Origin of the sequence: Maribacter sp. MJ134 (assembly GCF_003970695.1) — a bacterium.
Classification (GTDB): Bacteria; Bacteroidota; Bacteroidia; order Flavobacteriales; family Flavobacteriaceae; genus Maribacter.
Genome location: NZ_CP034570.1, coordinates 343,894 through 369,777 on the forward strand (window position 1 = coordinate 343,894; position 25,884 = coordinate 369,777).

Genomic DNA, 25,884 nt, shown 5'->3' on the forward strand with positions numbered 1-25,884 from the left:
ATCACTTCTTTTTAACGGTTTTTATCTTTTCCTCTACCGTAGGTCTTCTCTTAATTTTTCTTGGCCTTCTTGCACCATAAGAGTTATTGGCTATTTTTCCTTTCCTTGATTTTTTATCTCCCTTCCCCATTCCTTTTTATTTTAAGTTGCATAAAGCGGAAGGCAAAAAACCTTTCACGTTACTATTGTATTAAAGTTAGTAAATTCGGGTTTAATTTTGGTGAAAATTCCGTTCTCATCTTTCAATTAAATAATTTTAACCGTGTTTCAACATATACATCCTTATGAACCGTTTTTATTTCCTGAGGCTACCAAACTCATTGTAGGCACCTTACCTCCACCACGCTTTACTACTGGCGATTTAAAACCAGAAGATGTAGATTTTTGTTACGGGAGTAAAAACGGACAGCTTTGGCCAATTTTGGATATAATTTTCGACTTGGGGTTGAAGTATGAAACTACGGAATTTGCAGCTCAGCAGCGAAAGGCATTTTTAGTGAAGTATAAAATAGGAGTTTGTGATATTGTGGCGAGTGCGGAGCGCGATAAAGTGGATGCTTCGGACCTGGGTATGCAAAACACTACTTTGAGAAATATTCTCGGGTATTTGGAACGGTATCCCGCAGTAGATACACTGCTCTTTACTGGAGGAAATAGTAAAAATGGTCCAGAATATTTCTTTAGAAGACATCTCAAAGAAAATGGTCTTGCGCTGCAGGTAGTCTCGAACGTAGTGCCAAGGATTCATACATTTACGCATCCAAAGACAAAGAAACACCTGAAAACGGTTTCGTTAACGGCACCTTCTGGAGCGGCCAACAGAGCAGTGGGCAGTTTAGATTTATATAAAAAATTAAAGATCAAAAATCCTGATTTCAATACCTTGGATTTTAGGGTGATGCAATACAGGGAATTTTTTTAAAATCATGATGAATTATCTCCTTATGGTATGATTCATAGACCATCATTTTAAATGGAAGCTAACGGACATATATCTAAATTGGCAAAGAAACCATGGCCTACGAAAAGGGCCATGATACAGGTATACGAAAAGAAACTATGGGGAGGGAATCAAACAGATTTCTATTCAGGAGTTGGTTCACATCATCCTCAAATCATAGCACCCTATCATAAAGACTTGATTGCTTTCTTAAGCGATTTTGAACATCCCCTTACGGTCTGTGATTTAGGCTGTGGAGATTTTAATATTGGAAGCAAATTAGTGGAGTACACCCAGTTTTACCATGCCGTAGATATTGTGCCAGAACTGGTAAAGCGTAATAAGAAAAAATTTGACCTGAAAAACCTAGAATTTTATTGTCTGGATATTTCAAATGATGTTTTACCTGCTGCGGACTGTGTACTATTAAGGCAGGTTTTACAACACCTTTCGAATAAAGAAATACTCCGTATAATTAAAAAACTAAGTGCTTTTAAGTATGTAATAATTACAGAGCATGTTCCCGCAGGTGAATACGAGCCCAACAGAGATATTATTTCAGGTCAGGGAATTCGGCTTAAAAAACAAAGTGGTGTCAAGGTATTGTCTGCACCGTTTAATCTAAAAGTTATAGAGGAAAAGCTTTTATCTGCTATTGATTTAGGTAAAGGTAAAGGTGTAATTGAAACTACTTTATATCAGCTTTGGTAAATTGATAATTTAGACTACGGGTAACGTAATGACCTAAGTTTTGAACACCTCAGAAATTAATCTTAGATTCTATTAATTTCACTGTCTCAAAATATAGAATGGCCACCAACTAAAAAGAGTCCAATCTTTTAAGATCAGACTCTTTTACGAGAACACTATATGAAAATGAAAAAATTATTTACTTAAATACATTGTAAATATATAAGCTACATCTCGTAATCTAGACTTATTGTTGTCAAAGCTGTTGTTTTTGTGGTGTCGCCTATGAATTTTGTTATTTACTAAAATTTAAATTCAAGATTCTCTTAGAATAGCGATATTTATATCGGAAAATTCGGTATGTTATACCAGCAATTTTCAAATAAGAATTGATAACGAAATTGAGGTATGCAGCAGCAAGAAAGATTAGAAGAATTTAAAAAATCGGTACAGAACAAGTTCAATGTTTATAACAGCCTGTTCTTAAATTTACCGTATCGGAATATAGAAAACGTGGGAATGCTTATTCCCCTGTTAATGGACCAATCCCAGAAAGGTCTACAATCGGGCTTGAATCCTAAGGAAATCATAGAGGATTTCTTTGAAAGATTTGCCAATCTCGATACGGAGGAAGAGCGTATAGACTTCATGTTCCGAATTATTCAGTACGTAGAGCGTCAGGTGGTGTTATATGATAGTGTGGAGGATGCCGCATTTCCAAAAATACATAAGCACAGTAGTTCATTGTCTTTAAAAGACTATTTTCAGTTGGTCGAGAAGAACAACGCTTGGGATTCCATTGCCGATAAACTAGACAATTTTAGCGCAAGAATAGTACTCACGGCACACCCTACGCAGTTCTATACACCCGCGGTATTAGATATTATCACCAATTTAAGGACGCTTATTTTAGAGGATAAGATAGATGAAATAGATGTAGCCCTACAGCAGTTAGGATTAACCTCCTTGGTAAATGCCAAAAAACCTACACCCTTGGACGAGGCCAAGAATATCATATATACCCTTAGAAATGTTTATTATGATGCTATTGGAGATATGTATGCATATATAAAGAGAAGCGCGGGTAGTAGAGGTTTTGAAAATCATGATATTGTAAAATTAGGTTTTTGGCCGGGAGGTGATAGAGATGGTAATCCCTTTGTAACCGCAGATATTACCAAAGATGTAATGGATGAGCTACGTATTACCCTAATGAAATGTTATTATAACGATTTAAAGCGCTTACAGCACAAACTAACTTTTAGGGAAGTGCAGGATCCTCTGAACAAATTGCGGGCTAATTTATACAAGGCCATGTTCGACCCTACCAAGGATGTTGGCTACGAGGACATTATAGGACCCTTACAGCAGATACGAGCCGCATTGATAGATAAGTATCATGACTTATATTTGAAGGATTTGGACTTGTTCATAGACAAAGTTAAAATTTTCAAAACGCATTTTGCCACTATAGATATTAGGCAGGATCACAGTATGCACACCAAAGTGATGAATGCGGTATTGATAAAGAATGGGTTTATAAAAGAGGATTTGAACGAGCTATCCGAATCAAAATTGATTGATATCCTTTTAAATGAGAAGTTGTCCTTAGTACCGGATGATTATAAGGAGGATATAGTAAAGGACACGATTAAGAACGTGTCACAACTAGTAACCATTCAAGCAAAGAATGGCGAAGAAGGATGTAACAGGTACATTATAAGTAATTCAGAAGATGTATTCAGTATTCTCTTTGTTTATGCTTTGTTCCGATGGTGTGGTTGGGCAGATAAAAAGATAACCTTTGATATTGTTCCACTTTTTGAGACCATGAAGGGTATGGATAATGCGGAAGCTACCATGCAACAACTGTTTAATTTAAAAGCGTATAGAACTCATCTGGCCAATAGGGGAGATAAACAGACCATAATGCTCGGTTTTTCCGATGGTACCAAGGATGGGGGTTACTTAAAGGCCAATTGGTCCATTCTTAAGACAAAGGAAGAACTATCGGCAGTATGTGATGCTAACGAAATTGCAGCAGTTTTCTTTGATGGAAGAGGAGGTCCACCGGCAAGAGGTGGAGGTAAAACACACCGTTTCTATGCGGCACAGACCAATAAAGTGGCCAATAACGAGATTCAATTGACAATTCAAGGACAAACCATTACAAGTACCTACGGTACAAAGGAGCAGTTTATTTATAACAGCGAACAACTATTAACAGCAGGATTGTCTAATACGATATTGGGGAAGGAAATTACCATTTCAGAAGATTCACGTGCCTTGATTGAAGAACTTTCAGAACTAAGTTTTGAGAAATATGACGCCTTGAAACATCATGAGAATTTCATGTCTTATTTGGAAAACATGAGTACCCTAAAGTACTATACGAAAGCTAATATTGGCAGTAGGCCCGGTAAACGGGGGAATAAGGCAAAACTGGAGTTATCCGATCTAAGAGCGATTTCTTTCGTAGGTTCCTGGAGTCAGTTAAAGCAAAACGTTCCTGGTTATTTTGGAATAGGTACGGCTTTGAAGTATTTGGCGGACGACGGTAGGTTCGATGAGGCAAAGACACTGTACAATGAAGTTCCTTTTTTCCAAGCTTTGATGATGAATAGTATGATGAGCTTATCTAAATGCTATTTTGAATTGACAAGTTACATGAGGGAGAATGAAGAGTATGGCGACTTTTGGCAAATATTGCACGATGAGTACGAGCTTTCTAAAAAAATGCTTTTAGAGCTTTCCGGTATGGAAATCTTAATGGAGAAAGAAACCATCTCAAGAGAATCTATTAAGATTAGGGAAAATATAGTACTACCGTTATTGGTAATACAGCAGTATGCTTTACAAAAAATAGGAGAGGGTAATGCCCATAAAGCACTCTACGAGAAAATTGTAACCCGTTCCCTTTACGGTAATATTAATGCTAGTAGAAACTCAGCTTAGACTACTAAAAAAAAATGTGTATTACTAAAAAATGGCAAGGATAATTATCCTTGCCATTTTTATTAACAATCAACTAAATACACTACTAATGAACTTTTCTTAGTACTTCTATGGAGTTAGAAATATCAAAGCAGCCTTCAAATTCGTCAAAAGTCCATCCCGCTTTTAGACCTTTTAAACCATCCTCATATCTAATGTAGTAGATGAAGCAAGTACCTTCCCCTGCGGCGTCGAAATCAACTCCTTCTACAGCTTCTAGCGTTGGGGGAAGACCTAGGATTCTACCGCTGGCGTCGGTAATTATCCATGAACTATTGGCTCCCGCAGCTTCAGTATTATCTAACGTGATGCCAGTAACATAATCAGGCGTGCCATCAATTATAAATTCAAACGCACCTCCAGAAATAGTTCCTGCATTTGGCTTGTTACGTACCACCTCTATTGGGTTGGAAAGGTCAAAGTTTCCTTCTAGATGGGCTGCGTTCATTTCTGGCGCAAGACCTTTAATTTCGCCCTCGTAGCGTAAGTACCAGATAAGGCAAGTTCCAGCGCCTGCTCCGTCAAAATCAACACCTTCTACTGCATCAAGCGTTGGTGGTAAACCAAGAATATTTCCTTTATCATCCGTAATTACCCATGTGCTGTTACTACCAAAGGCATTACTGCTGTCCAAAGCTATTCCGCTAACATTATCGGCCACGCCGTCTACGCAAAAGCTATATGGGCCGCCAGAGATGGTACCCGCTTCAGCACCTTTCAATCTATTTACCTCTATGGGGTTGGAAAGGTCAAAACATCCCTCAAGATCGTTTGCGTTCATTCCCATTTCAGCACCTTGTAGTCCTTCTTCATAACGTAGGTACCAGATAAGGCAGGTTCCAGGTCCTGCACCATCAAAATTAACACCTTCTACGGCATCCAAAGTTGGAGGTAATCCTAGGATATTTCCTAAATCATCTGTGATAACCCAAGTACTTAGAGAACCACTAGCTTCAGAATTATCCAAATGAATACCGCTAACAAAATCTTCTTCTCCATCCACATAGAACGTGTACGGTCCACCGGTCAAGCTTCCGGCATTTGGTTTGCTTCTAACTACTTCCAAGGCATTTGATAATCCAAAATTACCTTTAAGGTCATTAGCGTTCATGCCTGGTTCAAGCCCTGTTAGACCTTCTTCGTATCGTAAATACCAAATAAGACAGGTTCCAGCTCCTGCTTCGTCAAAGTCAACCCCTTTTACGGCGTCTAAAGTTGGCGGTAGCCCTAGGATATTTCCTAAGTCATCCGTAATGATCCAGCTGCTTAAGCTTCCAGAAGCTTCACTGGCATCTAAGCTAATATCGGTCACGAAATCGGCCGTGCCATCAACACAAAAACTATAAGGTCCTCCGGAAATTACACCAGCTTGTGCGGCTTGTAATCTGTTTACCTCAATAGGGTTGGAAAGGCTAAAACAACCAGAAAGGTCAGCCGCGTTTAAACCGGCTTCCGCGCCAACCAGACCATCTTCAAAACGGAGGTACCAGATCAAACAAACACCAGCACCGGCTTGGTCAAAATCTACTTCTTTTACCGCGTCTAAGGTTGGCGGTAGGCCTAGGATGTTCAATTTATCATCCGTAATTACCCAAGTGCTGTTCGTTCCTTTTGCATTTTCCGCGTTAAGCGTAAGTTCCGTTACAAAATCGGGAGTACCGTCTACTGTAAACTCGTAAGGTCCACCAGAAATTTCACCTGCGGCTGTTTCGTTTCGTACTACCTCGATAGTATTGGAAAGGTCAAATGTACCGGTTAAATCATCCGTGTTCATGCCTACTTCCAGTCCTGCAAGTCCGTCTTCGTACCTCAGGTACCAAATAAGACAAACACCCGCGCCGGCCTCATCAAAATTAACGCCCTCTAAGGCTTCCATATTGGGAGGTAGTCCAAGGATAACATTTTTATCATCGGTAACGATGAAAGTACTGTTGGTGCCCATGCTAGCATCACTGTTAAGGGTAATGCCAGATACCATATCGGCTTCACCATCTACACAGAAGGTAAATGGTCCGCCAGCTAACGCACCCGAAACGGGGGTAATTGGTTGTTGATCTTGTTCGTTCTCTTCAGAACAGCTTGCTAATAGTAGCAAGAAGATAAAAATGGTTAAAAGATTAGTTTTTTTCATTGTTCTATTTTTTAAGTTTACAACAAATGAAAAGATAGGATGTAACAAAGCGGTCACAGAAAGATGTTCTTTCTGTGATACTTTCATGATAATTTAGAATAGACTACTGGGTTAGTTGTAATTAGACCAATATTTACGGTAAAGGAGTACTCAAAATGGCGTAGAACGTTTGAATGCCATAGGCTATTTGGCCAATCTTTAGATTCTCATTAGGGCTATGTTGATTGTTATCGGGATTTACCATAGGCACGATAAACGCAGGGATTTTCAATTCATTGATAAAAGGAGAAATAGGAACGGTTCCACCCATAATCCGAATTTGCACCACATCGTCCTGAAACGTGTCTTTTAAAACCTTAACGATAAAATCACCGTTGCTATGGTTAAGGTCGGTTCTAAAGGCATCGGTAACAGAACCTTCCTTAATCATGGCTATTTTATCATGATCCATACGTTCCTGTTCGGTTGGCATGGTATCTGTAATATAGAAACCTTCATTGGCAATATATTTCTTGACCAGATTTTTAAGACGTGTTCCGTCGGATTCTGGAACCAGTCTTAAATCTAGTTCGGCGGTTGCTGTGGCAGGAACTATGGTTCTTGCTTTTTCTCCAATCCAACCAGAGCCCAGGCCTCTGATGTTTAGGCTAGGATACTGTAATGCTTCTTGATAGAACGCACCTACTTTCTCCGCTGTTTTAAATTGAAGTTTCTCGGAAATCAAATCGTCGCTGTCCGGGACACTTTTTAAAACGGTCTTTGTAGCTTCATCTAGAGTAATTCCGTCATAATACCCAGGAATGAGTACACGCCCTTCTTTATCTTTCATGTTGGCCAATAACTGTGCAAGTTGAAAGCCAGGGTTAGGGGCGTAATTTCCATAGTGACCACTATGTTGAGGTTGTATGGGACCAAATGTCGTCAATGATAATGTTGTTATTCCTCGACAGCCATAGATTACAGTAGGTTTGCCGGAAGCATGTACAGGACCATCGTTAATGACCAGAAAATCGGCCTTTAAAAGTTCCCTGTACTGTTTTACGGCTTCGGGTAAGGGCTTACTACTTTTTTCTTCCTCACTGTCCAGAATTACTTTAACATTAAAGGGTATTGCTACATTGTTTTTCTTTAAGAGATCAATAGCGTTCAGTAACATGACGATGGGTCCTTTGTCATCTGAAGTTGACCTACCGAAAAGGCGCCAGTCATAATTAATATCATCGTTTAAGTCCTCAAAGGCTTCCGTCTTCCATACGTCACCGTCTTTAGATTTTAAAACGGTCTCGTAAGGGTTTGGTTGGTCCCATTTGGTGGCATCAACAGACTGTCCGTCCAAATGCATGTAGAATAGTATCGTAGGTTTACTATCGTCCATGGGTAAGGCAGCAAAGAACAAGGGTAGGTTTTCCGTTTCTAGGATACTGGTATTGAAGCCTCTATTATTAAACTTGTTACGCAACCAGATAAGGTTGGAGTCTATGTCATCTGCATTAAGGGCGTCGTTAGGGATTTTTACAAAATTTACTAGTTCATCAATACTATGCTTTACTTGGGATTTAATTGCGGTTGAATCTTGAGAAAAAACGTTATTGAATATCAATAAAAAAAGGAAACAACCGTTTAATTTCATATGTGCTTATATTTATAGTAACTAATATCGAAATCTTTTTCATTTATATGCCTAATAAAAGTAGATTATTTTTAAAACCATTCTCATCTCCGTTAAAATATTATTCATTCCTTGGCTTTTTGGTGTTTTTATTTTGTGTTGGCTGCAACAAAGATATTCCATCATTTGAATCTTTAGGGAATTTAGAGGTAAAAATCATTTCATCGGATGGCATACCAGAGCAAAATGCAGTCGTGAAGACTGAACCTAGTACGGTAAATCTGACCACGGATATTACAGGAAAAGTTCTATTTAATAACATTCCGGTAGGAAAATATAAAGTTATTGTCAATTTATCACCTTCTTCTGAATCTTTTGACCCAAACGTTATCTATGAAGTTGAAGGTGTAGAGATAATTAAAGATGGAATGGAGTCCATTTTATTTACGCTAATAGAATCAAGTAAACCTTTAGAGGAGGCATCTTTAGATATTGATTTTTTATTGAGTAGGACCTATAATGTATTAAAGGAAGATGCCTTTTATAATAGCGAAGGGTATTCTTTGTATTGGGGAGATATAGGTGCTGATTTATCATTTATAAATCCTAAATCTACAATGCAAGACTTTTTAAAATTGGATAGCTATGACATATCTCCTTCGAATCAAATCATAGACAAAGTTTGGTCAGCACATTATCAGGCTATATGGTCTATTAACTTAGCCCTAGACGCCATTAAACAATCTGATTATAGTTCTCCGTCCAATAGAGATGAGAATGAATTGCAAGCAGAATTTAGATTCTTAAGGGCATTGTTATATTTTAATCTTGTCAAATTGTACGGTAATCCTGTCTTGGTGACTTCTTCTGTTTTTGAACTAGACGCTAAGTTTTTACAGGATAAACAAGGCGTATTAAATCTTATAGAGGACGATTTAAAATTTTCAGAAAACTATTTAACAAAATCAAAAATTTCTGAAACTGCATCTGTTTATGCTGCACAAGCCTTATTAGGCAAATTCTATCTGTATTTAGGAGGTTTTCCAAATTTTCAAAATGATAAATATCTATTGGCAATAAACCAATTTGAAAAGATAACTGGTCAATTTTTCTTGGAGGAGAACTATAGTGATGTATTCAGCACCGAGAATGAAAGTATGAACTCTGAAATTATTTTTACGATTCCATTTGAATCTGGAGATAATGAAACAGGTGGGAATAGTGGAGTGAGATGGGGCCCTCTAGGATATGCTTTGAGTGATATGCTACTTTTAGATGACTCTTTTGTTGAAGGGTTCTTTAGTAATCTGGAAGAGTTAGAAGAGCCAATTGAGTTTCCTTTAGATATTACCGATTCTCGGTTTCAGAATAATATTGCCTCTTTCAAAGTTATTGCAGAGAATACAGAGAATGATACTAACAGGAATAATTGGAGACCGACCAAATTTATAACAGATTACTCGATTTCTCCCAAAATCAATAATTCTTCTGAGAATTTTCCACTTTTAAGATATGCAGATGTATTACTTATGTTGGCTGAAGCAGAAAACGCTTTAAATGGTCCTACTCAAAAAGCATATGAAGCCTTGAATGAGGTAATGAGTAGGTCTATTTCAAATGGCAGGCAGTTACCAGATAATTTAGGTCAAAGGGATTTCCTTTTGGAAGTTTTGCAGCAAAGAAGACTGGAATTATGCTTTGAGGGACAGTATAAGGATGATTTAATACGAAATGAATTATTAGAAACTACCATCTTAGATTTTAATAATCGCAATCAAAGTGCACAAAAACAATTTGATTCGCACGAATATATTTGGCCAATTCCATCCTCTGAAGTGAACTCTAACCCAGATATAATTCAAAACCCTGGTTATTAAGAAAAGGCGCTATTAAATGGAATAAATATAGAAAATAGCTTCTATATTACTAGTCATAATATGTTTAATAAAAGCCAAACTAATAATGGCAACTTTTGCACGAGTTGAGTATTAGATGAAAACAAGTTTAAAGATGGAAAAGACTTAAGACTATTATTCTAATGGAATTAAGTTTGGTTCAAAAAGAACAGAGTATTTTATGCTAATAGAATAAGTGTTTTTTTGGTATGATTAAGGAACGTTTCTTTATTGTTATTCCAGTTCATTTAACTTGTCTACATACTTTAACACTAACTGACTTTTAGGAATGTCATTCCTATTTTTTTCTTCTCTATATCGTTTTAGAAGAGCTAAGCTATTCTTAGCAAGTAATTCTTCTAAACCAAAATCATTTAAATAGGTTAGTTCATTGGATTCTAAGTCTACTAAATAAGGAAAACGTAATTGTGCAACTTTGGCACCATAAATAGCTCCGCCGATACCTCCACCCACTTTGCTCCAGAAAGTAGAAGTTTCGCTTTCTTGAATTTGATAATTGTACATGTTTTCATCTTGGGAAATGCCAGCCACAAAAAATAAATACCGACCATGTTTTAAAACTGGCGTATAGTGAAGCTGGATATTATATTTGAAACAGTTTAAAAATAGTGTATCTCCATTTGAATAAGCTGCTATATTTTTCTTGATATCCTTTTTTGAGATAAGTTTTGTAGTAGAGGATATTCGATAGTCATTTCCGCCAGACATCTTTATTTCGCCTATAGTTCTTCTTTCTGATAATAGAGTGTAAGCCAGAGAAGGTTCTTTATTTTGGACTTCATCTATACTCATATAAATCCCTTTGGGAAAATCTTGAGCATTCAAAGCTAAGATGTTTACTAAAAAAAGAATTAGTGCAAGTAGTTTAATCTTCATCGAATTAATTTTATAAATGAATTTACTTCATTTACGCCATTGGCAGTCAAATATTTAATAAAAGCAGAACCAATGATGGCACCTTTTGAAGTTTTTGTGGCCTGATCAAATGTTTCCGCATCCTTGATACCAAAACCAACTATCTGTGGATTTTTTAAGTTCATGTTGGCAATACGCTCAAAATATGTTTCTTGTTCATTTCCAAAGCCGGATTTTGAACCTGTGACGCTAGCGGAACTTACCATATATATAAATCCGTCAGAGGCTTCATCGATTTGGCGAATACGTTCATCGCTTGTTTGCGGCGTAATTAAAAATATATTGATAAGACCATATTTTTCAAAAATCACTTTATAGTCAGCCTCGTAAACATCCAAGGGCAAATCTGGCATGATCAGCCCATCGATACCAATTTCCTGACATTTTTCACAAAAAGCTTCCACGCCATATTGTAGCATAGGGTTGAAATAGCCCATGACTATTAAGGGGATGGAGACGGTCTTTCGGATGTTCTTTAATTGTTCAAATAGTATTGCCGTTGTCATTCCATTTTTTAAGGCTGTCGTAGAACTCTCCTGTATGGTTGGGCCGTCTGCCAAGGGGTCACTAAAAGGAAGGCCAATTTCAATCATATCTACGCCATTTTTTTCCAGGTCCTCAATAATCTGTACGGTATCTTCCAAGGCAGGATATCCTGCTGTAAAATATATGGATAGGAGCTTTTTATTCTCCTGCATCTTGTGATTTATTCTGTTCATGTTAAGCGGTCATTTTTATTCCCGCAAGGGCGGGAATCAGTTTAATATGTCAACGTGTTTTTATCATTTATGGTCTAATCTGCGAGCATCCAAGTAAGGTCTTTCCAGTCTGGATTCATATCGTTTACAAGATTTTCTTTCCATTTTCGATTCCATTTTTTTAGCTGTTTCTCCCTCTTAATCGAGTTGATTACGTAGGACGAAGTTTCAAACCAAATCAGTTTATGAACATTGTATCTGCCTGTAAAGCCACTATTACTTTTTGATCGATGTTCCTTTAACCTCCTTTTTAAATTATTGGTAAACCCTACATAAAGAACGGAGTGATTCTTGTTGGTAAGTATGTAGACATAATAGCGGTGCATTTAATTGATTTAAATCATTTTGGGCGGATTTCCGCCTTCGCGAAAATGACCAACAAGTTTATAGTTTAAAATAGTCAATATACGTCTGTAAATCCTTATCGCCTCGACCGGATAAGCTTATCACCACCAGATCGTCTGGTTGAAACTTTTTATGTTCAAAAATGGCGAAAGCATGACCGGTTTCTATAGCGGGGATTATACCTTCCAGTTGCGATAACTCTAATCCTGCGGTCATCGCCTCATCATCCGTGGCTGAATAAAATTCTGCTCTACCTGATTTATGTAAATGGGAGTGCATCGGCCCAACTCCGGGATAATCCAACCCTGCCGAGATGGAGTAGGGTTCGGTAATTTGTCCGTCTCCAGTCTGCATTAGCATGGTTTTACAGCCGTGGATAATACCAACTTTACCTAATGCGGAGGTAGCAGCACTTTCTCCGGTATTTACACCTTTACCAGCAGCTTCAACGGCAATAATACCCACTTCAGGTTCATCTAAAAAGTGATGGTACGTACCTGCGGCGTTACTGCCACCACCAATACAGGCAACAACATAATCCGGATTTTCACGTCCTTCTTTTTCCTTTAATTGCCATTTGATTTCTTCTGATATAACCGATTGAAATCTAGTGACCATGTCCGGGTAGGGATGTGGCCCAATGGCCGAACCTATAATATAATGGGTGTCAACGGGATTATTGATCCAATCCCGAATAGCTTCGTTGGTTGCGTCCTTAAGTGTACGGCTTCCAGAAAGTGCCGATCTTACCTCCGCACCCAGCATTTTCATACGGGCTACATTGGGTGCTTGCCGTGCTATATCAATTTCACCCATGTAAACGATACATTCTATGCCCATAAGCGCGCAGACAGTAGCGGTTGCCACACCGTGTTGGCCGGCACCCGTTTCGGCAATAATTCGTATTTTTCCTAGTCGCTTGGCCATTAATATTTGGCCTATGGTATTATTAACCTTGTGTGCGCCCGTATGGTTTAAATCTTCTCGTTTAAGGTATATTTTGGCCCCGTGTTTTTCAGACAGGCGTTTTGCAAAATAGAGTGGTGACGGTCTTCCTACATAGTCTTTCAATAATTGATGAAATTCTTTTTGAAAAGAATCCTCGTACATGATATTTAGATAATTACGGCGCAACTCCTCTACATTTGGGTACAGCATTTCAGGAATAAAAGCTCCTCCAAATTCTCCGTAATATCCTTTTTCGTCTGCGTGATATTTCATTGTTGTCAGTTTTAAGTTGACGGTTCTGAGTTAATTTTTAATATATTTTCCAATAGCAAATACTGTTTTATTCTGTATCTAATTACTGATTCCATTCTTAAACTTTTCAAGCTTCCCTATATGCTTTAGCCCAGGTTCTATTTCAAATTTACTGTTCACATCAATGGCATGACAATATTTAGATTCGGGCCTTTTTGCAAATTCCTTGATTGATGCTATTTCATTTAACCCTATTCCACCACTTAAAAAGTATGGTTTTGTAGAAGGGTAATTCTCTAGTAGATTCCAATTGAAAGTATAACCATTGCCGCCAGGAAGTTTTCCTTTAGTATCGAATAAATAGAAATCGCAAACGGATTCAAACGGTAGTAATTCATTGAAATCGAAATTGTCCTTTATAGAAAAAACCTTTATGATTTTAAGTTGGGGAACTTCTTTCTTTAACGCTTTACAGAAAGCAGGGTTCTCTTTGCCGTGTAATTGGACCAATAGAAGTCCGTACAGCTCTACTGCGCTTTTAATCTCATCCAACTCGGCATTTACAAATACACCTACTTTTTTAACGCTATGGGGTAGATGTGGCATAGCTGTATTAAAATGGCGTTTGGAAGGCTTCCAAAAAATAAAGCCTAGATAATCTGGTTTCAAAGCGGCAACCTCGGTAGTATTTTTATTCATGCCGCAAACCTTCAGCCTAAATGGATGGTTACCGTCTTGACCTTTGTCCTTATCGCTATTGGAGTAATAATAGTCCACTTGTTAATTTAACTTTTTAATGAATTCTAAGGCACTTTTTCCAGGATTATCGGTTTTCATGAAATTCTCACCAATCAAAAAACCTTGGTATCCGTACTGCTTTAAATCTCTAATCGCTTCAATTGAACTGATTCCGCTTTCAGAAACCTTTACAAAATCATCGGGAATTTGGATCGATAGTGATTTGCTGGTTTCAAGACTTACCTCGAAGGTTTTTAAATTTCTATTGTTTACCCCTAACATGTCTAAACTGGGCATAACGGATTTTCGTAATTCTTCTTGGTTATGCACCTCGAGCAAGACCTCTAAGCCTAAACTTTTTGCGAACTCGGAAAAGGTTTTTATTTCAGCTTTGGTAAGTACCGCGGCAATCAGGAGAATGGCATCAGCGCCAAAAGCCTTCGCTTCCAAAATTTGATATTCGTTGATAATGAATTCCTTTCGTAATAATGGCATCATCACGGAGGCTCTTGCAAGAAGTAAATCCTCTAGGGAACCTCCAAAGTACTTGATATCCGTTAGGACACTCATTCCGCTTACACCTGCGTTTTGGTAATCTCTGGCCACAAGACCTACATTGGTGTTTTGGTTTATGGTGTCTTTTGAGGGGGAACGTCTCTTGTGCTCCGCAATGATTCCCGTAGTACTATTCCGTAATGCTTTTGCCAAAGAATTACCGGTCCGGTCAAAAAGAACGGATTGTTCTAATTGGGATTTGGGAATAATGGATTTCTTTAAATCTACCTCCTTGCGTTTATCCGCTATTATTTTGTCTAGAATATTCATGCTGCACTGATTTCCTGTAATTTTTTTAATGCTGCCAATCCCTTACCACTCAACAATGATTCCTTGGCCTTTTCAAAACCTTCTTTTGGTGAAATATGCTCCACCGTAGCAATGGCCACACCGGCATTGGCACAGACAACGTTATTTTGCGCTTCGGTTCCTTTACCATTGAGGACATTCATAAATATTTGCGCGGAAGTAGGAATGTCATCGCCCCCAACAATAGCGTCTGCATCAATTTCCGTTACGCCAAAGTCCGAGGGTTTCAAAATAGTTTCGGAGCCATTGGATATGGTTTTTGTGTCTCCTGTTAAACTAATTTCATCATACCCGTCCAAAGCATGCAATACCGTAAAATTCTTATCTGTATTTTGATAGAGATAACCATACATTCTTGCTAGCTCCAGATTAAAAACACCTACCATTTGGTTTTTTGGAAATGCCGGATTCACCATGGGTCCTAACATATTAAAAAATGTTTTAACGCCGAGTTCTTTCCGAATGGGAGCTACGTTTTTCATAGCAGGATGAAACAAAGGTGCATGTAAAACACATATCCCTGCTTTATCTATGGATTTCTTTAGGAAATCTGCCTCATTACTAAATTTAATGCCTAAAAATTCCATCACGTTGCTACTACCACATTTAGATGAAACACCATAATTACCATGTTTGGTGACCTTGATGCCTGCACCGGCCGTTACAAAGGAAGATAAAGTAGAAATATTGAAGGTATCCTTTCCGTCCCCACCAGTACCACATAAGTCAATTGGGTTATAGTGGGATAAATCTACCGCTAAGCAGAGTTCTAATAAGGCATCTCGAAAACCTTCTAATTCCTCAATAGTGACGCTTCTCATCATATAAACAGTAAGGAAAGCGGCAATTTGACTCATATTATAGTCTCCCTTGGCCATGTTCACCAATATTTGCTTGGCTTCTTCTTTGTGAAGGATCTCGTGATTTATAAGTCTATTTAAAGTTTCTTTCATTATTGATGTTATTTGGATGTTAGTATTGAGCTTATAAATGATTATTGGGGCTCAATACTGCGCTCGGCTATCAGGGCTTTTACCTTCTACCCAATTTTTTAATATTTGTTTTCCATTTGGAGTCAATACAGACTCTGGATGAAATTGTACGGCTCGTATATCAAAATCTCTGTGTTTTAGGGACATTATCTGTCCGTTGGTGTCAAAGGAGGTAGCCACTAAAGAATCTGGAATATTGTTGTTAACCACCCAAGAATGGTATCTGCCTACCGCTATTCGTTTTGGTAATCCTTCAAAAATATAATCGTCCTGTACAATTTCTATTTCAGATGCAACCCCGTGATACACTTGATCCAGGTTTACTAAACTTCCTCCGAAAACTTCCGCAATCGCTTGTTGCCCAAGGCATACCCCAAAAATACGTTTGGTCTTGGCATACCTTTTAATAATGGATTTGAGTAAACCTGCTTCATCGGGAATTCCCGGACCTGGAGAAAGTACAATAAGTTCAAAATTGTCTACATCTTCCAAGTTTAGTTGGTCATTACGTTTTACAACAACTTCACAGTCTAAATCCTCAAGATAGTGTACCAAATTATAGGTAAAACTATCGTAATTGTCAATCATTAAAATAGAAGCCCCCTCTGACTCCCCCATAAGGGGAGCACCTTTTCTCTTGTTATTATTAGTGCCCATTTTGAATTTTTTTTAGAATTTTTCCAAGGGAGAAGATTATATGTACAATTGTTTTTTGTGTTTCATAATAGGACTTAATTTTCCTCGTGATAATATCGCTCATTTTTTAGTTTTTATTCCCCTCCTTGGGAGGGGTTAGGGGAGGCTTTTAGATAGTTTCAGCAATTTCTAGCGCCTTGTTCAACGCTCCAAGTTTGTTATAGGTCTCTTGCAATTCGTCTTCCGCATCTGAGGCAGCCACTAATCCTGCACCTGCTTGGAAGTGTAATTCATGGTTTTTGCTTAAAAAAGTCCTAATCATAATTGCGTGGTTAAAGTTTCCATTGAAATCCATAAAGCCAATTGCTCCGCCATAATATCCCCTGTTTGTTTTTTCATATTTTTCAATAAGCTGCATGGCCATATGTTTTGGGGCCCCACTCAATGTTCCGGCAGGAAAAGTGTCCGCTACAATTTTTAAGGTAGATATGTCGGCTTTTTTCATCCCTGTAACCTTGGATACGAGATGTATTACATGGGAGAAATATTGCACCTCACGATAGGTTTCTACGTTCACGAGATTTCCATTACGACTTAAGTCGTTCCGAGCTAAATCCACTAACATTACATGTTCACTATTTTCCTTATCGTCCTTTGCAAGTTGCTTTGCAAGTTCAGCGTCTTTTTCGTCATTTCCCGTTCTTTTATAGGTGCCTGCAATTGGGTGAATTTCCGCCTTACCATCCTTTACAATGATTTGTGCCTCTGGCGAACTACCGAAAATTTTAAAATCGCCATAATCAAAAAAGAAAAGATAAGGGGAGGGATTAATGGAGCGCAACGCCCTATAAACATTAAATTCATCGCCTCTAAAACCCTGGGAGAATCTTCTGGATAATACCAATTGAAAAACATCTCCTCGTTGGCAATGTTTTTTTGCGAGCGCAACGTGTTCTTTAAAAGCATTGTCTTCTAAGTTTGTTCTAACAGCTCCTTCCTTGGAGAAATTATAGGAGGCAAAATTCCTCACCTTTAAAACCTGTTCTAATTGCGGAATGTTATTTTCAGATTCAAAACAATGCGCAAATAGATAGGCTTCGTTTTTGAAGTGATTAATTGCAATTACGTTTTGATACACGGCATAATAGATGTCGGGTATTGCAACCGAATTATCCTTCTTAGTAATTTCAATAGATTCAAAATAACGAACGGCGTCATAGGCCATAAATCCGAAAAGACCGTTTGTGATAAACTTAAAGTCTTGCTTCTCTATTTTAAATTGTATGCCAAAACTGTCTATTTCCTTAGTGACCTCTGTTTCCTTAGTGATGTGAATTTCTTCTTTGGTACCATCAGGAAATTCTTTGGTGATGACTTCGTTCTGTACTTTTATGGAAGCTATCGGATTACAGCAGATATAGGAAAAACTATTGTCATTGGCATGGTAGTCACTACTTTCCAGTAAAATACTATTCGGGAACTTATCCCTGATTTTAAGATAAACACTTACGGGAGTAATGGTATCTGCCAGGATTTTTTTAGAATGCGTTTGAAGTTGAAATGACATAGTAAAAGTTATAAATTAAAAAAGGCTTGTCGTGATGACAAGCCTTTATATATTTTCAATAGGGACTAGTTCACGAATGTTGTCGCAAATTATTCCACCACCAAGTGTTATTCATTGATTTCATTGGTTCAAATATAAAAAGGAATTTTAAAGTCACCAATTTTCTTTACTTAAAAATAAAAATCCCATTGAAATTTCTTTCAACGGGATTTTTGTAGGATTCTCTAAATTTCAAATACTCTTAGTATTTATAGCGCGAGGTCTACCACTAAATCGAACTCGTCATAAATAGCTTTATCTCCTAAATCATCAAAAAAGCTACCAGAACCATATCTCACGTCAAATTTAGAACGGTCTACCTTAATTGTTGCCGTAGCTTTGTTTTCGAACATGGATACCACTAAGGTCACGGGCTTTGTAATTCCTTTTATGGTCAGGTCTCCAGAGACGCTATAGGACTTTGAATTTTTATCAAAAGGCTTTACGGAAGTAAAAACCAATTTAGCGGTCGGGTGATTTGCTACCCCGAAGAAATCATCAGACTTCAAATGGCCTTCTAGCTTCTCTTTTCCGTTACCTGCTGTCATATCCGTGTTGGTAATGCTTGTCATGTCCACAACAAATTCGCCTCCGGTAAGCTTTTCACCTTCCATCAACAAAAAGCCTGACTTAAGATTGATTTTACCTTCGTGTGAACCTGTAACTTTATACCCTTTCCAAGTCACCGTACTTTGTGAGACGTTTACTTCTTTTTTTTCGCCATCCACTGGTGTTGTCGCAGTGGCGGAAAATCCGAAAACTAGCGCTAATGCTATGCTAAATACTGTTTTTTTCATCTTTTTAGTTTTAATGTTATTGTGTCTGTTTAAATTATATATGTGTAAATAAAGTTTGTTTTGATTTGCGGACCTTTGCATAATGCTGGGTTTCGTCTTCTGCTGATCGGTATCCTATAGGGAGCACAACAGCCGTGTTCAGGTTTTTACCGTTAAGATTTAGAATTTTATTGTAAGCCTCGGCATCGAACCCTTCCATAGGGCAGGTATCGATTTTTAATTCTGCCGCCGCTTGCATTACATTTCCCAAAGCAATGTAAGCCTGTTTTGCGGTCCAAGTTTCTTTAGAAGATGAAGGCAGATCCAATAATTTGGATTTTGCGAATTCACCGTAGGCTTTCAGCTCTTCACTCGGGATATTGCGGGTTTCCGATACATTTTTTAAATAATCATCGACCAATTCTCCACCAAAATCGGATTGATTTGCAAATACAAGTAGGTGAGAGGCATCCGTAATTTGAGATTGTCCCCAGGAAACAGGTTTTAATTGTTCTCTTATAGCTGCATCTGTAATAACGAAAACATGATAGGGTTGCAGGCCATAGGAAGAAGCGCTAAGCTGTGTGGCTTCTAGTAGTATTTCTAGATTTTCATCTGAAATCTTTTTTGAGCTATCAAATTTTTTGGTGGCATAACGCCATTTTCTATTTTCTAAGGTGTTGTTCATTTTAAAATTTATCTAATAATCTATTTAATTGTTCTAGTTCTGATTCAGAAAAGTTATTTAGAATTTGTTCTTCCTTTTCAAATAACATGCCATCAATTTCATTTAGGAAATTTAGACCTTCAGTAGTTATCTTTATTTCAACTTTTCTACGATTGTGTTGGCAAACGCTTCTAATTACATATCCCTTTAAAATAAGTTTATCTACTAAGCGTGTGGTATTACTCATTTTGGTTACCATACGCTCGTTTATGGTGGATAGGTTAGCTGGTTTCCCTTTCTGACCTCTTAATATTCTTAGTACGTTGAACTGTTGTAAAGAGATTTCAAAAGGTTTAAGAAAGCAGGAAATTTGGTCGTTCACTTTGTTCTGAACCAGGGAAAGGTGAATAAGCGTCCGCTTTTTTAACGGAATCTCTGTTTTCGTTTTTATGACCTCCTCTACATTCATGTACTTACAATAGTTGTATATACAAATGTATATGTAATATTCCGTGTTTAAACGTTGGATTAATTAAATTTTTGTTAAAAAATTAAGGAAGGGATTTTCATCAAAATCATTTATTTTTGAAAAAAACAATTATGGCAGATTTATCACAAGAAGAATGGGCATCCAAATTGGAGAAGGATTCTAATGCCTTTATCTTGGACGTTAGGACCGAAGAGGAGTTAGAGGATGGAATAATTCCTAAAGCTGAAAATATTGATATCTATTTGGGGCAAGAGTTTATGAACCAATTGGAAAAACTGGACAAGTCAAAAAATTATTATGTGTATTGCAGATCAGGAAACCGGAGCGGACAGGCCTGCGCTATCATGAACAGTATTGGTTTTGAAAACACGTATAATCTTGAAGGTGGTTTTATGAACTGGGAAGGTGATATTCAGGAATAGCTAAAAATTAATCAAATTATAGAACCTGCCGTAAAGCAGGTTTTTTAATTTTAACCAATGAAAGAAGACCTTCTTCACTTTATATGGAAGTATAAAAAATATCCAAATGCCGGGTTAAGGACAACATCCGGGAACACCGTTTTAATTAAATCCGCTGGCGTACATAATAAGTTAAGCGGTCCGGACTTCTTCAATGCCAGTGTGGAAATTGATGGGCAACTTTGGGCCGGTAATGTAGAAATTCATATAAAATCTTCAGATTGGTACGCCCATAACCATGAAAAAGACGCTAATTATAATAATGTTATTCTCCATGTGGTCTGGGAAGATGATATTGCGGTCTTTAGGGCAGATGGATCTGAAATACCCACCCTTGAGCTCCGTAATTATATTCCGAACGAGTTATTGGTCAACTATAAGAGGTTATTTGAAGGAACCAAGAATAGAACAATTAACTGCCAATATGGTATAAATGCGGTTTCTGATTTTACTATTCATAATTGGTTGGAAAGATTATATTTTGAAAGGTTGGAAAAAAAGTCCCTCGTAATCTCTAAACTTTTAGAGGATTCAAAGAACGATTGGGAAAAAGTACTTTTTGTACTTCTATTTAAGAATTTCGGGTCTAAAATAAATGGGACTCATTTCTTTGAAATAGCCGAGAACTTAGATTTTTCAATAGTTCGCAAACTTTACAACAAGCCCCATGAGCTAGAAAGTTTACTTTTTGGACTAGCGGGATTGCTTATCAATGAAAACGAAATGGAGCCCTATCAAAAGGAACTTAAGCAGTCCTTTGACTTTTTAGTCCATAAATACGAACTATCAGCAGAAATATCAAAAAAAGCAGAATTCTTCAAATTAAGACCGCTCAATTTCCCTACGATAAGAATCTCCCAGTTTGCAGCTTTGTATGCTTCGAACAATCAACTATTTCAGGATTTGATGCAATTGGAGGGAAGGGATCTCTATGAGCTGTTCAATGTTAAGGCAAGTATTTATTGGGATACACATTATACGTTTGGAAAAACTTCGAATAATCGGGTAAAGAAAATTTCAAAAAAGTTTATTGATCTTTTAATAATCAATACGGTAATGCCTTTAAAATTCTGCTATCAAAAGCATAATGGAATTCCCTTGTCGGATTCCTTTACAAAGAGCATAGAACGCATAGACAAAGAAGGTAACTCAATCGTGCAAATTTTTTTAGATTTAGGAGTTACTGTAAAAAGTGCAAAAGATACACAGGCGCTGCTTGAGCTCTACAATAATTATTGCGAAAAAAACAATTGTCTACAATGTGCCGTTGGCACGGAGTTATTAACTTTAAAGCATTAAATTTAACTAATGAATGCCTTATATAATTTGTTGCATTACCTTCAAAAGAGAGGTTTTGAGGTTTGTAGGAGAATTGCAGAACGTTTAGGTATTCGCGCCCGTGTTGTTCGTACTTCATTTATTTACCTTACGTTCGTAACCCTAGGATTTGGTTTTGCGCTTTATCTTTTTTTGGCCTTTTGGCTTAAGATAAAAGATTTGGTGTATACAAAGAGGACCTCTGTTTTTGATTTGTAATTATGATTAAATTATTCCGTTCAAAAATATATATAGCGTTGGTTCTAATGCTACTGGTACTCTTTTTTGGGGTACTGGGATACCGCTTTATTTCTGATTATTCTTGGATAGACGCTTTCTACATGACCATAATTACGGTAACCACAGTAGGTTTTTCTGAGGTACGCCCAATGGGGCCAGAGGGCAAGATATTTACCGTTTTACTTATTATCACCAGTGTATTTATAGTAGGTTTTGCAATATCGGTTATCACGGAGTATATTTTAAGTAGAAATTCCTTAGAACTTTTAAAAAAGAAAAGAGTGAAAAATACCATTGAAAAACTATCTGACCATGTTGTGGTATGTGGATTTGGCCGTAACGGAATGCAGTCCGCAGAACGTTTAAAAGCTTACAAAACACCATTTGTCGTTATAGAAAAAGACAGGGAACTCATAGATAAGCATGATGCCGAAATTCTTTTCATAGAGGGCGATGCAAATGATGATGAGGTTCTGCTGGAGGCAGGAATAACCAGGGCACGATTTTTAATCACCGCCTTACCGGACGATGCCACCAACTTGTTTGTCGTATTATCTGCCAGACAACTCAATGAAAAGTTGTTCATTATAAGCCGGGCATCCTTAGTGAATTCTCAAAAAAAATTGGTCTTGGCCGGAGCGAATAAAGTAATTATGCCAGATAAGATAGGTGGTGATCATATGGCCTCTTTGGTCGTAATGCCAGATTTAATAACCTTCATGGACAAACTTTCTATGGAAGGTGGGGACACCACTAATTTGGAGGAAGTGGCCATAGAGGATTTCGCAGATCAGGTAGATTGTAATTCGTTGAGGGATTTGGATTTGCGTAAGAAGACGGGTTGTACCATTATAGGTTATATTGCTCCCGATGGTGAGTATATCATTAACCCTGAGGCAGATTTAAAATTGCAACCAAAAAGTAAAGTAATTGTTCTAGGTAGGCCCGAACAGATTAAAAGATTGAACGAGATGTTTCACATAGCCTAGTATCTTTTGAAGATATATTTGATTCCATACATTATTTTTAAGATATTGCCAGACTTACAAACTAATTAATTACTAAAAAAACCAAAAATTATGAAGTATAGACTTCTAACTTTTCTTACCCTATTAGTTCCATTTATCACTTTTTCACAAGAGAAGGGGTTAGATGAAATAGTGAACGATGCCTTTATGCCTTTTGCGACATGGTGGGAAAACACGGTCTTAACATCTATCCCTATTGCAGGATATGATATTCCTATTGTATTGATACTTCTTATTTTGGGTGCTACCTTTTTTACCATCTATTTTAAATTTCCCGGGATTACCAAATTTCCTTTAGCCATTAATGTCGTTAGAGGTAAATATGAAGAGATTGAAAAATATGGTCTCGAGAAGGTAGAAATGCACATGACGGAGGATGGCGATATCCCCGATACTATTAGGGATGAGAGTGAAGAGGGTGAAGTGAGTCATTTCCAAGCATTGGCCACAGCTGTTTCTGGAACAGTTGGTCTAGGTAATATTGCAGGTGTCGCGGTAGCCATCGCATTAGGCGGACCGGGAGCCACCTTTTGGATGATAGTTTGTGGTTTGATCGGTATGTCTACCAAGTTCGTAGAATGTACGCTTGGAGTTAAATACCGCGATGTTGGTCCGGACGGAACCGTATACGGAGGTCCTATGTATTACTTGTCCAAAGGTTTAAGTGAGAATAATTTCAAGATTTTAGGAAAAGTTCTTGCGGCCATTTTTGCAATCTTATGTGTTGGTGCTTCTTTTGGTGGTGGTAATGCATTTCAATCCAACCAAGCGGCAGTACAACTTACTACCATGTTAAACTTAGAAGGAGGTGCCACGGGAGTTATCATCGGTGTAATTCTTGCTATTCTAGTGGGTATCGTTATCATTGGTGGAATTAAGAAAATTGCCAGTGTAACCGAGAAAATAGTGCCATTTATGGCCGGTATTTATGTATTGGCTTCCTTGGTTATCATCTTTGCGAATATCAAATATATAGGAGATGCTTTTGGTATGATTTTCGCCGGCGCTTTTGCTCCAGACGCCGCGATTGGTGGTATTGTAGGTGTAATTATTGTCGGTTTTCAAAGAGCTGCCTTTTCCAATGAAGCGGGCGCGGGTTCTGCCGCTATTGCGCATTCTGCCGTTAAAACAAGATACCCTGCAAGTGAAGGAATCGTTGCTTTATTAGAGCCTTTTATAGATACCGTTGTTATTTGTACCATGACTGCCTTAGTGATCATATTCTTTAACATGGATGCCGGTGCTTTTGATTACGGCAACGGTGTAGGTAGTACGGTGTTGCTTAATGATACCGGAGCATACGTTGGTGGTGTAGATTTAACCTCAATGGCCTATGACTCCGTTATTCCCGGGTTTAGATATGTCTTGACGATTGCGATTATATTGTTTGCTTTTTCTACAATGATATCATGGTCTTATTACGGACTTCAATCCTGGAAATATCTTTTTGGTAGAGGTAAAACAGCTGATATCGTTTATAAAGTAATGTTCTTATTATTTGTTGTGATTGGAGCTGCCGCAACGTTAGACGCGGTCATCAAGTTTTCTGATGCAATGATTCTTGCCTTGGTTTTTCCTAATATGATAGGCTTACTTATCCTTTTCCCTAAGGTGAAGAAGAGTCTTAGCAGGTATATTGATGCCATAAAAAAGGTGTACTAATTAAGCGATAAATTGAAAAATTTTAAATCCCACTTTAAGTTCAGTAAACAGGAACGAAGTGGGATTTTATTTTTGCTGTTAATTTTAGTAGCTGTTCAGGTAATTCGTTTCTTTATTGATAAATCTAATGCTAACGGGGATTCTTTGTTAGTTCCTGATGCTAAAACCCAAGCGGAGATAGACGAACTTAAAAAGAATCAACTTGAAAAAGATTCGATAACCTTGTATCCCTTTAACCCAAATTTTATTACAGATTACAAGGGATACACTTTGGGGATGTCCTTGGAAGAAATTGACCGTTTACATCAATTTAGGGCAACCAAAAAATTTGTAAACACTAAAGAGGAGTTTCAAAAAGTAACATTGGTATCAGACTCGTTATTACACCAAATTTCTCCTTATTTCAAATTCCCTGATTGGGTAACTCAAGGGAAATCATATCAGAACAATAAGAAATCGTTTCAAAATAAATCAAGTAATCCGGTCGTGCCGATTCAAAAAATTATTAAAAAGGATTTGAACAGCGCAACGGCACTGGAGCTTAGAAAAATTAATGGTATTGGTGAAAAACTCTCCGCAAGGATTATTAAATTCAGAGATAGACTTGGAGGTTTTTTGGTAAGGGAACAATTATATGATGTTTATGGTCTTGAAACGGATGTAGTGGACAGGGCATTTGAGATTTTTGAGGTTCAAAATCCACCGGATATCGATAAAATCCCCGTTAATTCGGCGTCCGTTGAAGAACTGGCCAAACTGGTCTATATATCGCGAAGTGTTGCGCAACGTATCGTCGACTATAGGGATATCAACGGAAGTATCAATTCCTTTGACGAATTGTCAAGAATCGAGGATTTTCCGGCTAATAAAGTTCAGAGAATTGCCCTATATTTGTCCCTCAAAAAATAA

25 protein-coding genes are annotated in these 25,884 nt (G+C 37.6%); 10 read left to right on the forward strand and 15 right to left on the reverse strand.

Going from position 1 to position 25,884, the window contains the following annotated elements; genetic code table 11:
• Position 1 precedes the first annotated feature (1 nt).
• Positions 2-130, reverse strand: a complete 129-nt coding sequence (locus EJ994_RS01445) for a 30S ribosomal protein THX (protein WP_099574542.1) — start codon at positions 128-130, stop codon at positions 2-4.
• Positions 131-262: 132 nt separating this feature from the next.
• Here EJ994_RS01445 and EJ994_RS01450 point away from each other — a divergent pair, with 132 nt between their 5' ends.
• The 3 genes from EJ994_RS01450 to EJ994_RS01460 all read left to right on the forward strand — a co-directional run bounded on the left by EJ994_RS01450 (position 263) and on the right by EJ994_RS01460 (position 4,585).
• Entirely contained in the window at positions 263-922 is a 660-nt protein-coding gene (locus tag EJ994_RS01450) for a uracil-DNA glycosylase family protein (RefSeq protein ID WP_126590892.1), read from the forward strand.
• A gap of 51 nt (positions 923-973) precedes the next feature.
• Positions 974-1,651, forward strand: a complete 678-nt coding sequence (locus EJ994_RS01455) for a class I SAM-dependent methyltransferase (protein WP_126590893.1) — start codon at positions 974-976, stop codon at positions 1,649-1,651.
• A 387-nt stretch (positions 1,652-2,038) separates the two neighbouring features.
• A complete protein-coding gene (locus tag EJ994_RS01460) occupies positions 2,039-4,585 on the forward strand; it encodes a phosphoenolpyruvate carboxylase (protein ID WP_126590894.1) in 2,547 nt (848 codons plus the stop codon).
• Positions 4,586-4,670: 85 nt separating this feature from the next.
• Here EJ994_RS01460 and EJ994_RS01465 read toward each other — a convergent pair whose 3' ends face one another.
• Both EJ994_RS01465 and EJ994_RS01470 read right to left on the reverse strand, forming a co-directional pair.
• Complete coding sequence (locus EJ994_RS01465; RefSeq protein ID WP_206507167.1) at positions 4,671-6,755, reverse strand: hypothetical protein; 2,085 nt, start codon at positions 6,753-6,755, stop codon at positions 4,671-4,673.
• Between the two features lie 133 nt (positions 6,756-6,888).
• Complete coding sequence (locus EJ994_RS01470) at positions 6,889-8,385, reverse strand: M20/M25/M40 family metallo-hydrolase (protein WP_126590895.1); 1,497 nt, start codon at positions 8,383-8,385, stop codon at positions 6,889-6,891.
• A gap of 47 nt (positions 8,386-8,432) precedes the next feature.
• Here EJ994_RS01470 and EJ994_RS01475 point away from each other — a divergent pair, with 47 nt between their 5' ends.
• On the forward strand, positions 8,433-10,241 hold the full coding sequence (locus tag EJ994_RS01475; RefSeq protein WP_126590896.1) for a RagB/SusD family nutrient uptake outer membrane protein: 1,809 nt from the start codon (positions 8,433-8,435) through the stop codon (positions 10,239-10,241).
• A gap of 252 nt (positions 10,242-10,493) precedes the next feature.
• Here EJ994_RS01475 and EJ994_RS01480 read toward each other — a convergent pair whose 3' ends face one another.
• The 12 genes from EJ994_RS01480 to EJ994_RS01535 all read right to left on the reverse strand — a co-directional run bounded on the left by EJ994_RS01480 (position 10,494) and on the right by EJ994_RS01535 (position 20,246).
• Entirely contained in the window at positions 10,494-11,156 is a 663-nt protein-coding gene (locus EJ994_RS01480; RefSeq protein ID WP_126590897.1) for a DUF6563 family protein, read from the reverse strand.
• On the reverse strand, positions 11,153-11,914 hold the full coding sequence (gene trpA, locus EJ994_RS01485) for a tryptophan synthase subunit alpha (protein WP_126590898.1): 762 nt from the start codon (positions 11,912-11,914) through the stop codon (positions 11,153-11,155). Before trpA ends, EJ994_RS01480 begins: the two co-directional genes overlap by 4 nt.
• Positions 11,915-11,988: 74 nt before the next feature.
• The gene (locus EJ994_RS01490; RefSeq protein WP_126590899.1) at positions 11,989-12,279 is read right to left on the reverse strand and encodes a GIY-YIG nuclease family protein; all 291 of its coding nucleotides are present in this window, start codon (positions 12,277-12,279) and stop codon (positions 11,989-11,991) included.
• Between the two features lie 58 nt (positions 12,280-12,337).
• Positions 12,338-13,519, reverse strand: coding sequence for a tryptophan synthase subunit beta (gene trpB, locus EJ994_RS01495; RefSeq protein WP_126590900.1), 1,182 nt, complete (start codon positions 13,517-13,519; stop codon positions 12,338-12,340).
• A gap of 78 nt (positions 13,520-13,597) precedes the next feature.
• Positions 13,598-14,275 (reverse strand): phosphoribosylanthranilate isomerase, encoded by a 678-nt coding sequence (locus EJ994_RS01500; RefSeq protein WP_410504164.1) that lies wholly within the window; start codon positions 14,273-14,275, stop codon positions 13,598-13,600.
• Positions 14,276-14,278: 3 nt separating this feature from the next.
• A complete protein-coding gene (gene trpC / locus EJ994_RS01505; RefSeq protein WP_126590901.1) occupies positions 14,279-15,061 on the reverse strand; it encodes an indole-3-glycerol phosphate synthase TrpC in 783 nt (260 codons plus the stop codon).
• Positions 15,058-16,053, reverse strand: a complete 996-nt coding sequence (gene trpD / locus EJ994_RS01510; protein ID WP_126590902.1) for an anthranilate phosphoribosyltransferase — start codon at positions 16,051-16,053, stop codon at positions 15,058-15,060. The genes trpC and trpD overlap by 4 nt, the downstream gene beginning before the upstream one ends.
• A 51-nt stretch (positions 16,054-16,104) precedes the next feature.
• On the reverse strand, positions 16,105-16,710 hold the full coding sequence (locus EJ994_RS01515; RefSeq protein ID WP_126593626.1) for an anthranilate synthase component II: 606 nt from the start codon (positions 16,708-16,710) through the stop codon (positions 16,105-16,107).
• A gap of 187 nt (positions 16,711-16,897) precedes the next feature.
• A complete protein-coding gene (locus EJ994_RS01520; RefSeq protein WP_126590903.1) occupies positions 16,898-18,295 on the reverse strand; it encodes an anthranilate synthase component I family protein in 1,398 nt (465 codons plus the stop codon).
• Between the two features lie 248 nt (positions 18,296-18,543).
• Positions 18,544-19,131, reverse strand: a complete 588-nt coding sequence (locus EJ994_RS01525; RefSeq protein WP_126590904.1) for a YceI family protein — start codon at positions 19,129-19,131, stop codon at positions 18,544-18,546.
• A 34-nt stretch (positions 19,132-19,165) separates the two neighbouring features.
• On the reverse strand, positions 19,166-19,798 hold the full coding sequence (locus EJ994_RS01530) for an NAD(P)H-dependent oxidoreductase (RefSeq protein WP_126590905.1): 633 nt from the start codon (positions 19,796-19,798) through the stop codon (positions 19,166-19,168).
• Position 19,799: 1 nt separating this feature from the next.
• Positions 19,800-20,246, reverse strand: coding sequence for a MarR family winged helix-turn-helix transcriptional regulator (locus EJ994_RS01535; RefSeq protein ID WP_099574526.1), 447 nt, complete (start codon positions 20,244-20,246; stop codon positions 19,800-19,802).
• A 131-nt stretch (positions 20,247-20,377) separates the two neighbouring features.
• On the opposite strand from EJ994_RS01535, the gene EJ994_RS01540 reads away from it, so the two are divergent.
• From EJ994_RS01540 to EJ994_RS01565, 6 genes are all read left to right on the forward strand, one after another.
• Positions 20,378-20,689 (forward strand): rhodanese-like domain-containing protein, encoded by a 312-nt coding sequence (locus EJ994_RS01540; RefSeq protein ID WP_126593627.1) that lies wholly within the window; start codon positions 20,378-20,380, stop codon positions 20,687-20,689.
• A gap of 57 nt (positions 20,690-20,746) precedes the next feature.
• Positions 20,747-22,027, forward strand: coding sequence for a DUF2851 family protein (locus EJ994_RS01545; RefSeq protein WP_126590906.1), 1,281 nt, complete (start codon positions 20,747-20,749; stop codon positions 22,025-22,027).
• A 9-nt stretch (positions 22,028-22,036) separates the two neighbouring features.
• Positions 22,037-22,264, forward strand: a complete 228-nt coding sequence (locus tag EJ994_RS17565; protein WP_099574523.1) for a PspC domain-containing protein — start codon at positions 22,037-22,039, stop codon at positions 22,262-22,264.
• Positions 22,265-22,266: 2 nt separating this feature from the next.
• Entirely contained in the window at positions 22,267-23,274 is a 1,008-nt protein-coding gene (locus tag EJ994_RS01555) for a potassium channel family protein (RefSeq protein ID WP_099574522.1), read from the forward strand.
• Between the two features lie 90 nt (positions 23,275-23,364).
• Positions 23,365-24,975: an alanine/glycine:cation symporter family protein gene (locus tag EJ994_RS01560; protein ID WP_126590907.1), complete on the forward strand. Its 1,611-nt coding sequence runs from the start codon at positions 23,365-23,367 to the stop codon at positions 24,973-24,975.
• 12 nt (positions 24,976-24,987) lie between these two features.
• Complete coding sequence (locus tag EJ994_RS01565) at positions 24,988-25,884, forward strand: ComEA family DNA-binding protein (protein ID WP_126590908.1); 897 nt, start codon at positions 24,988-24,990, stop codon at positions 25,882-25,884.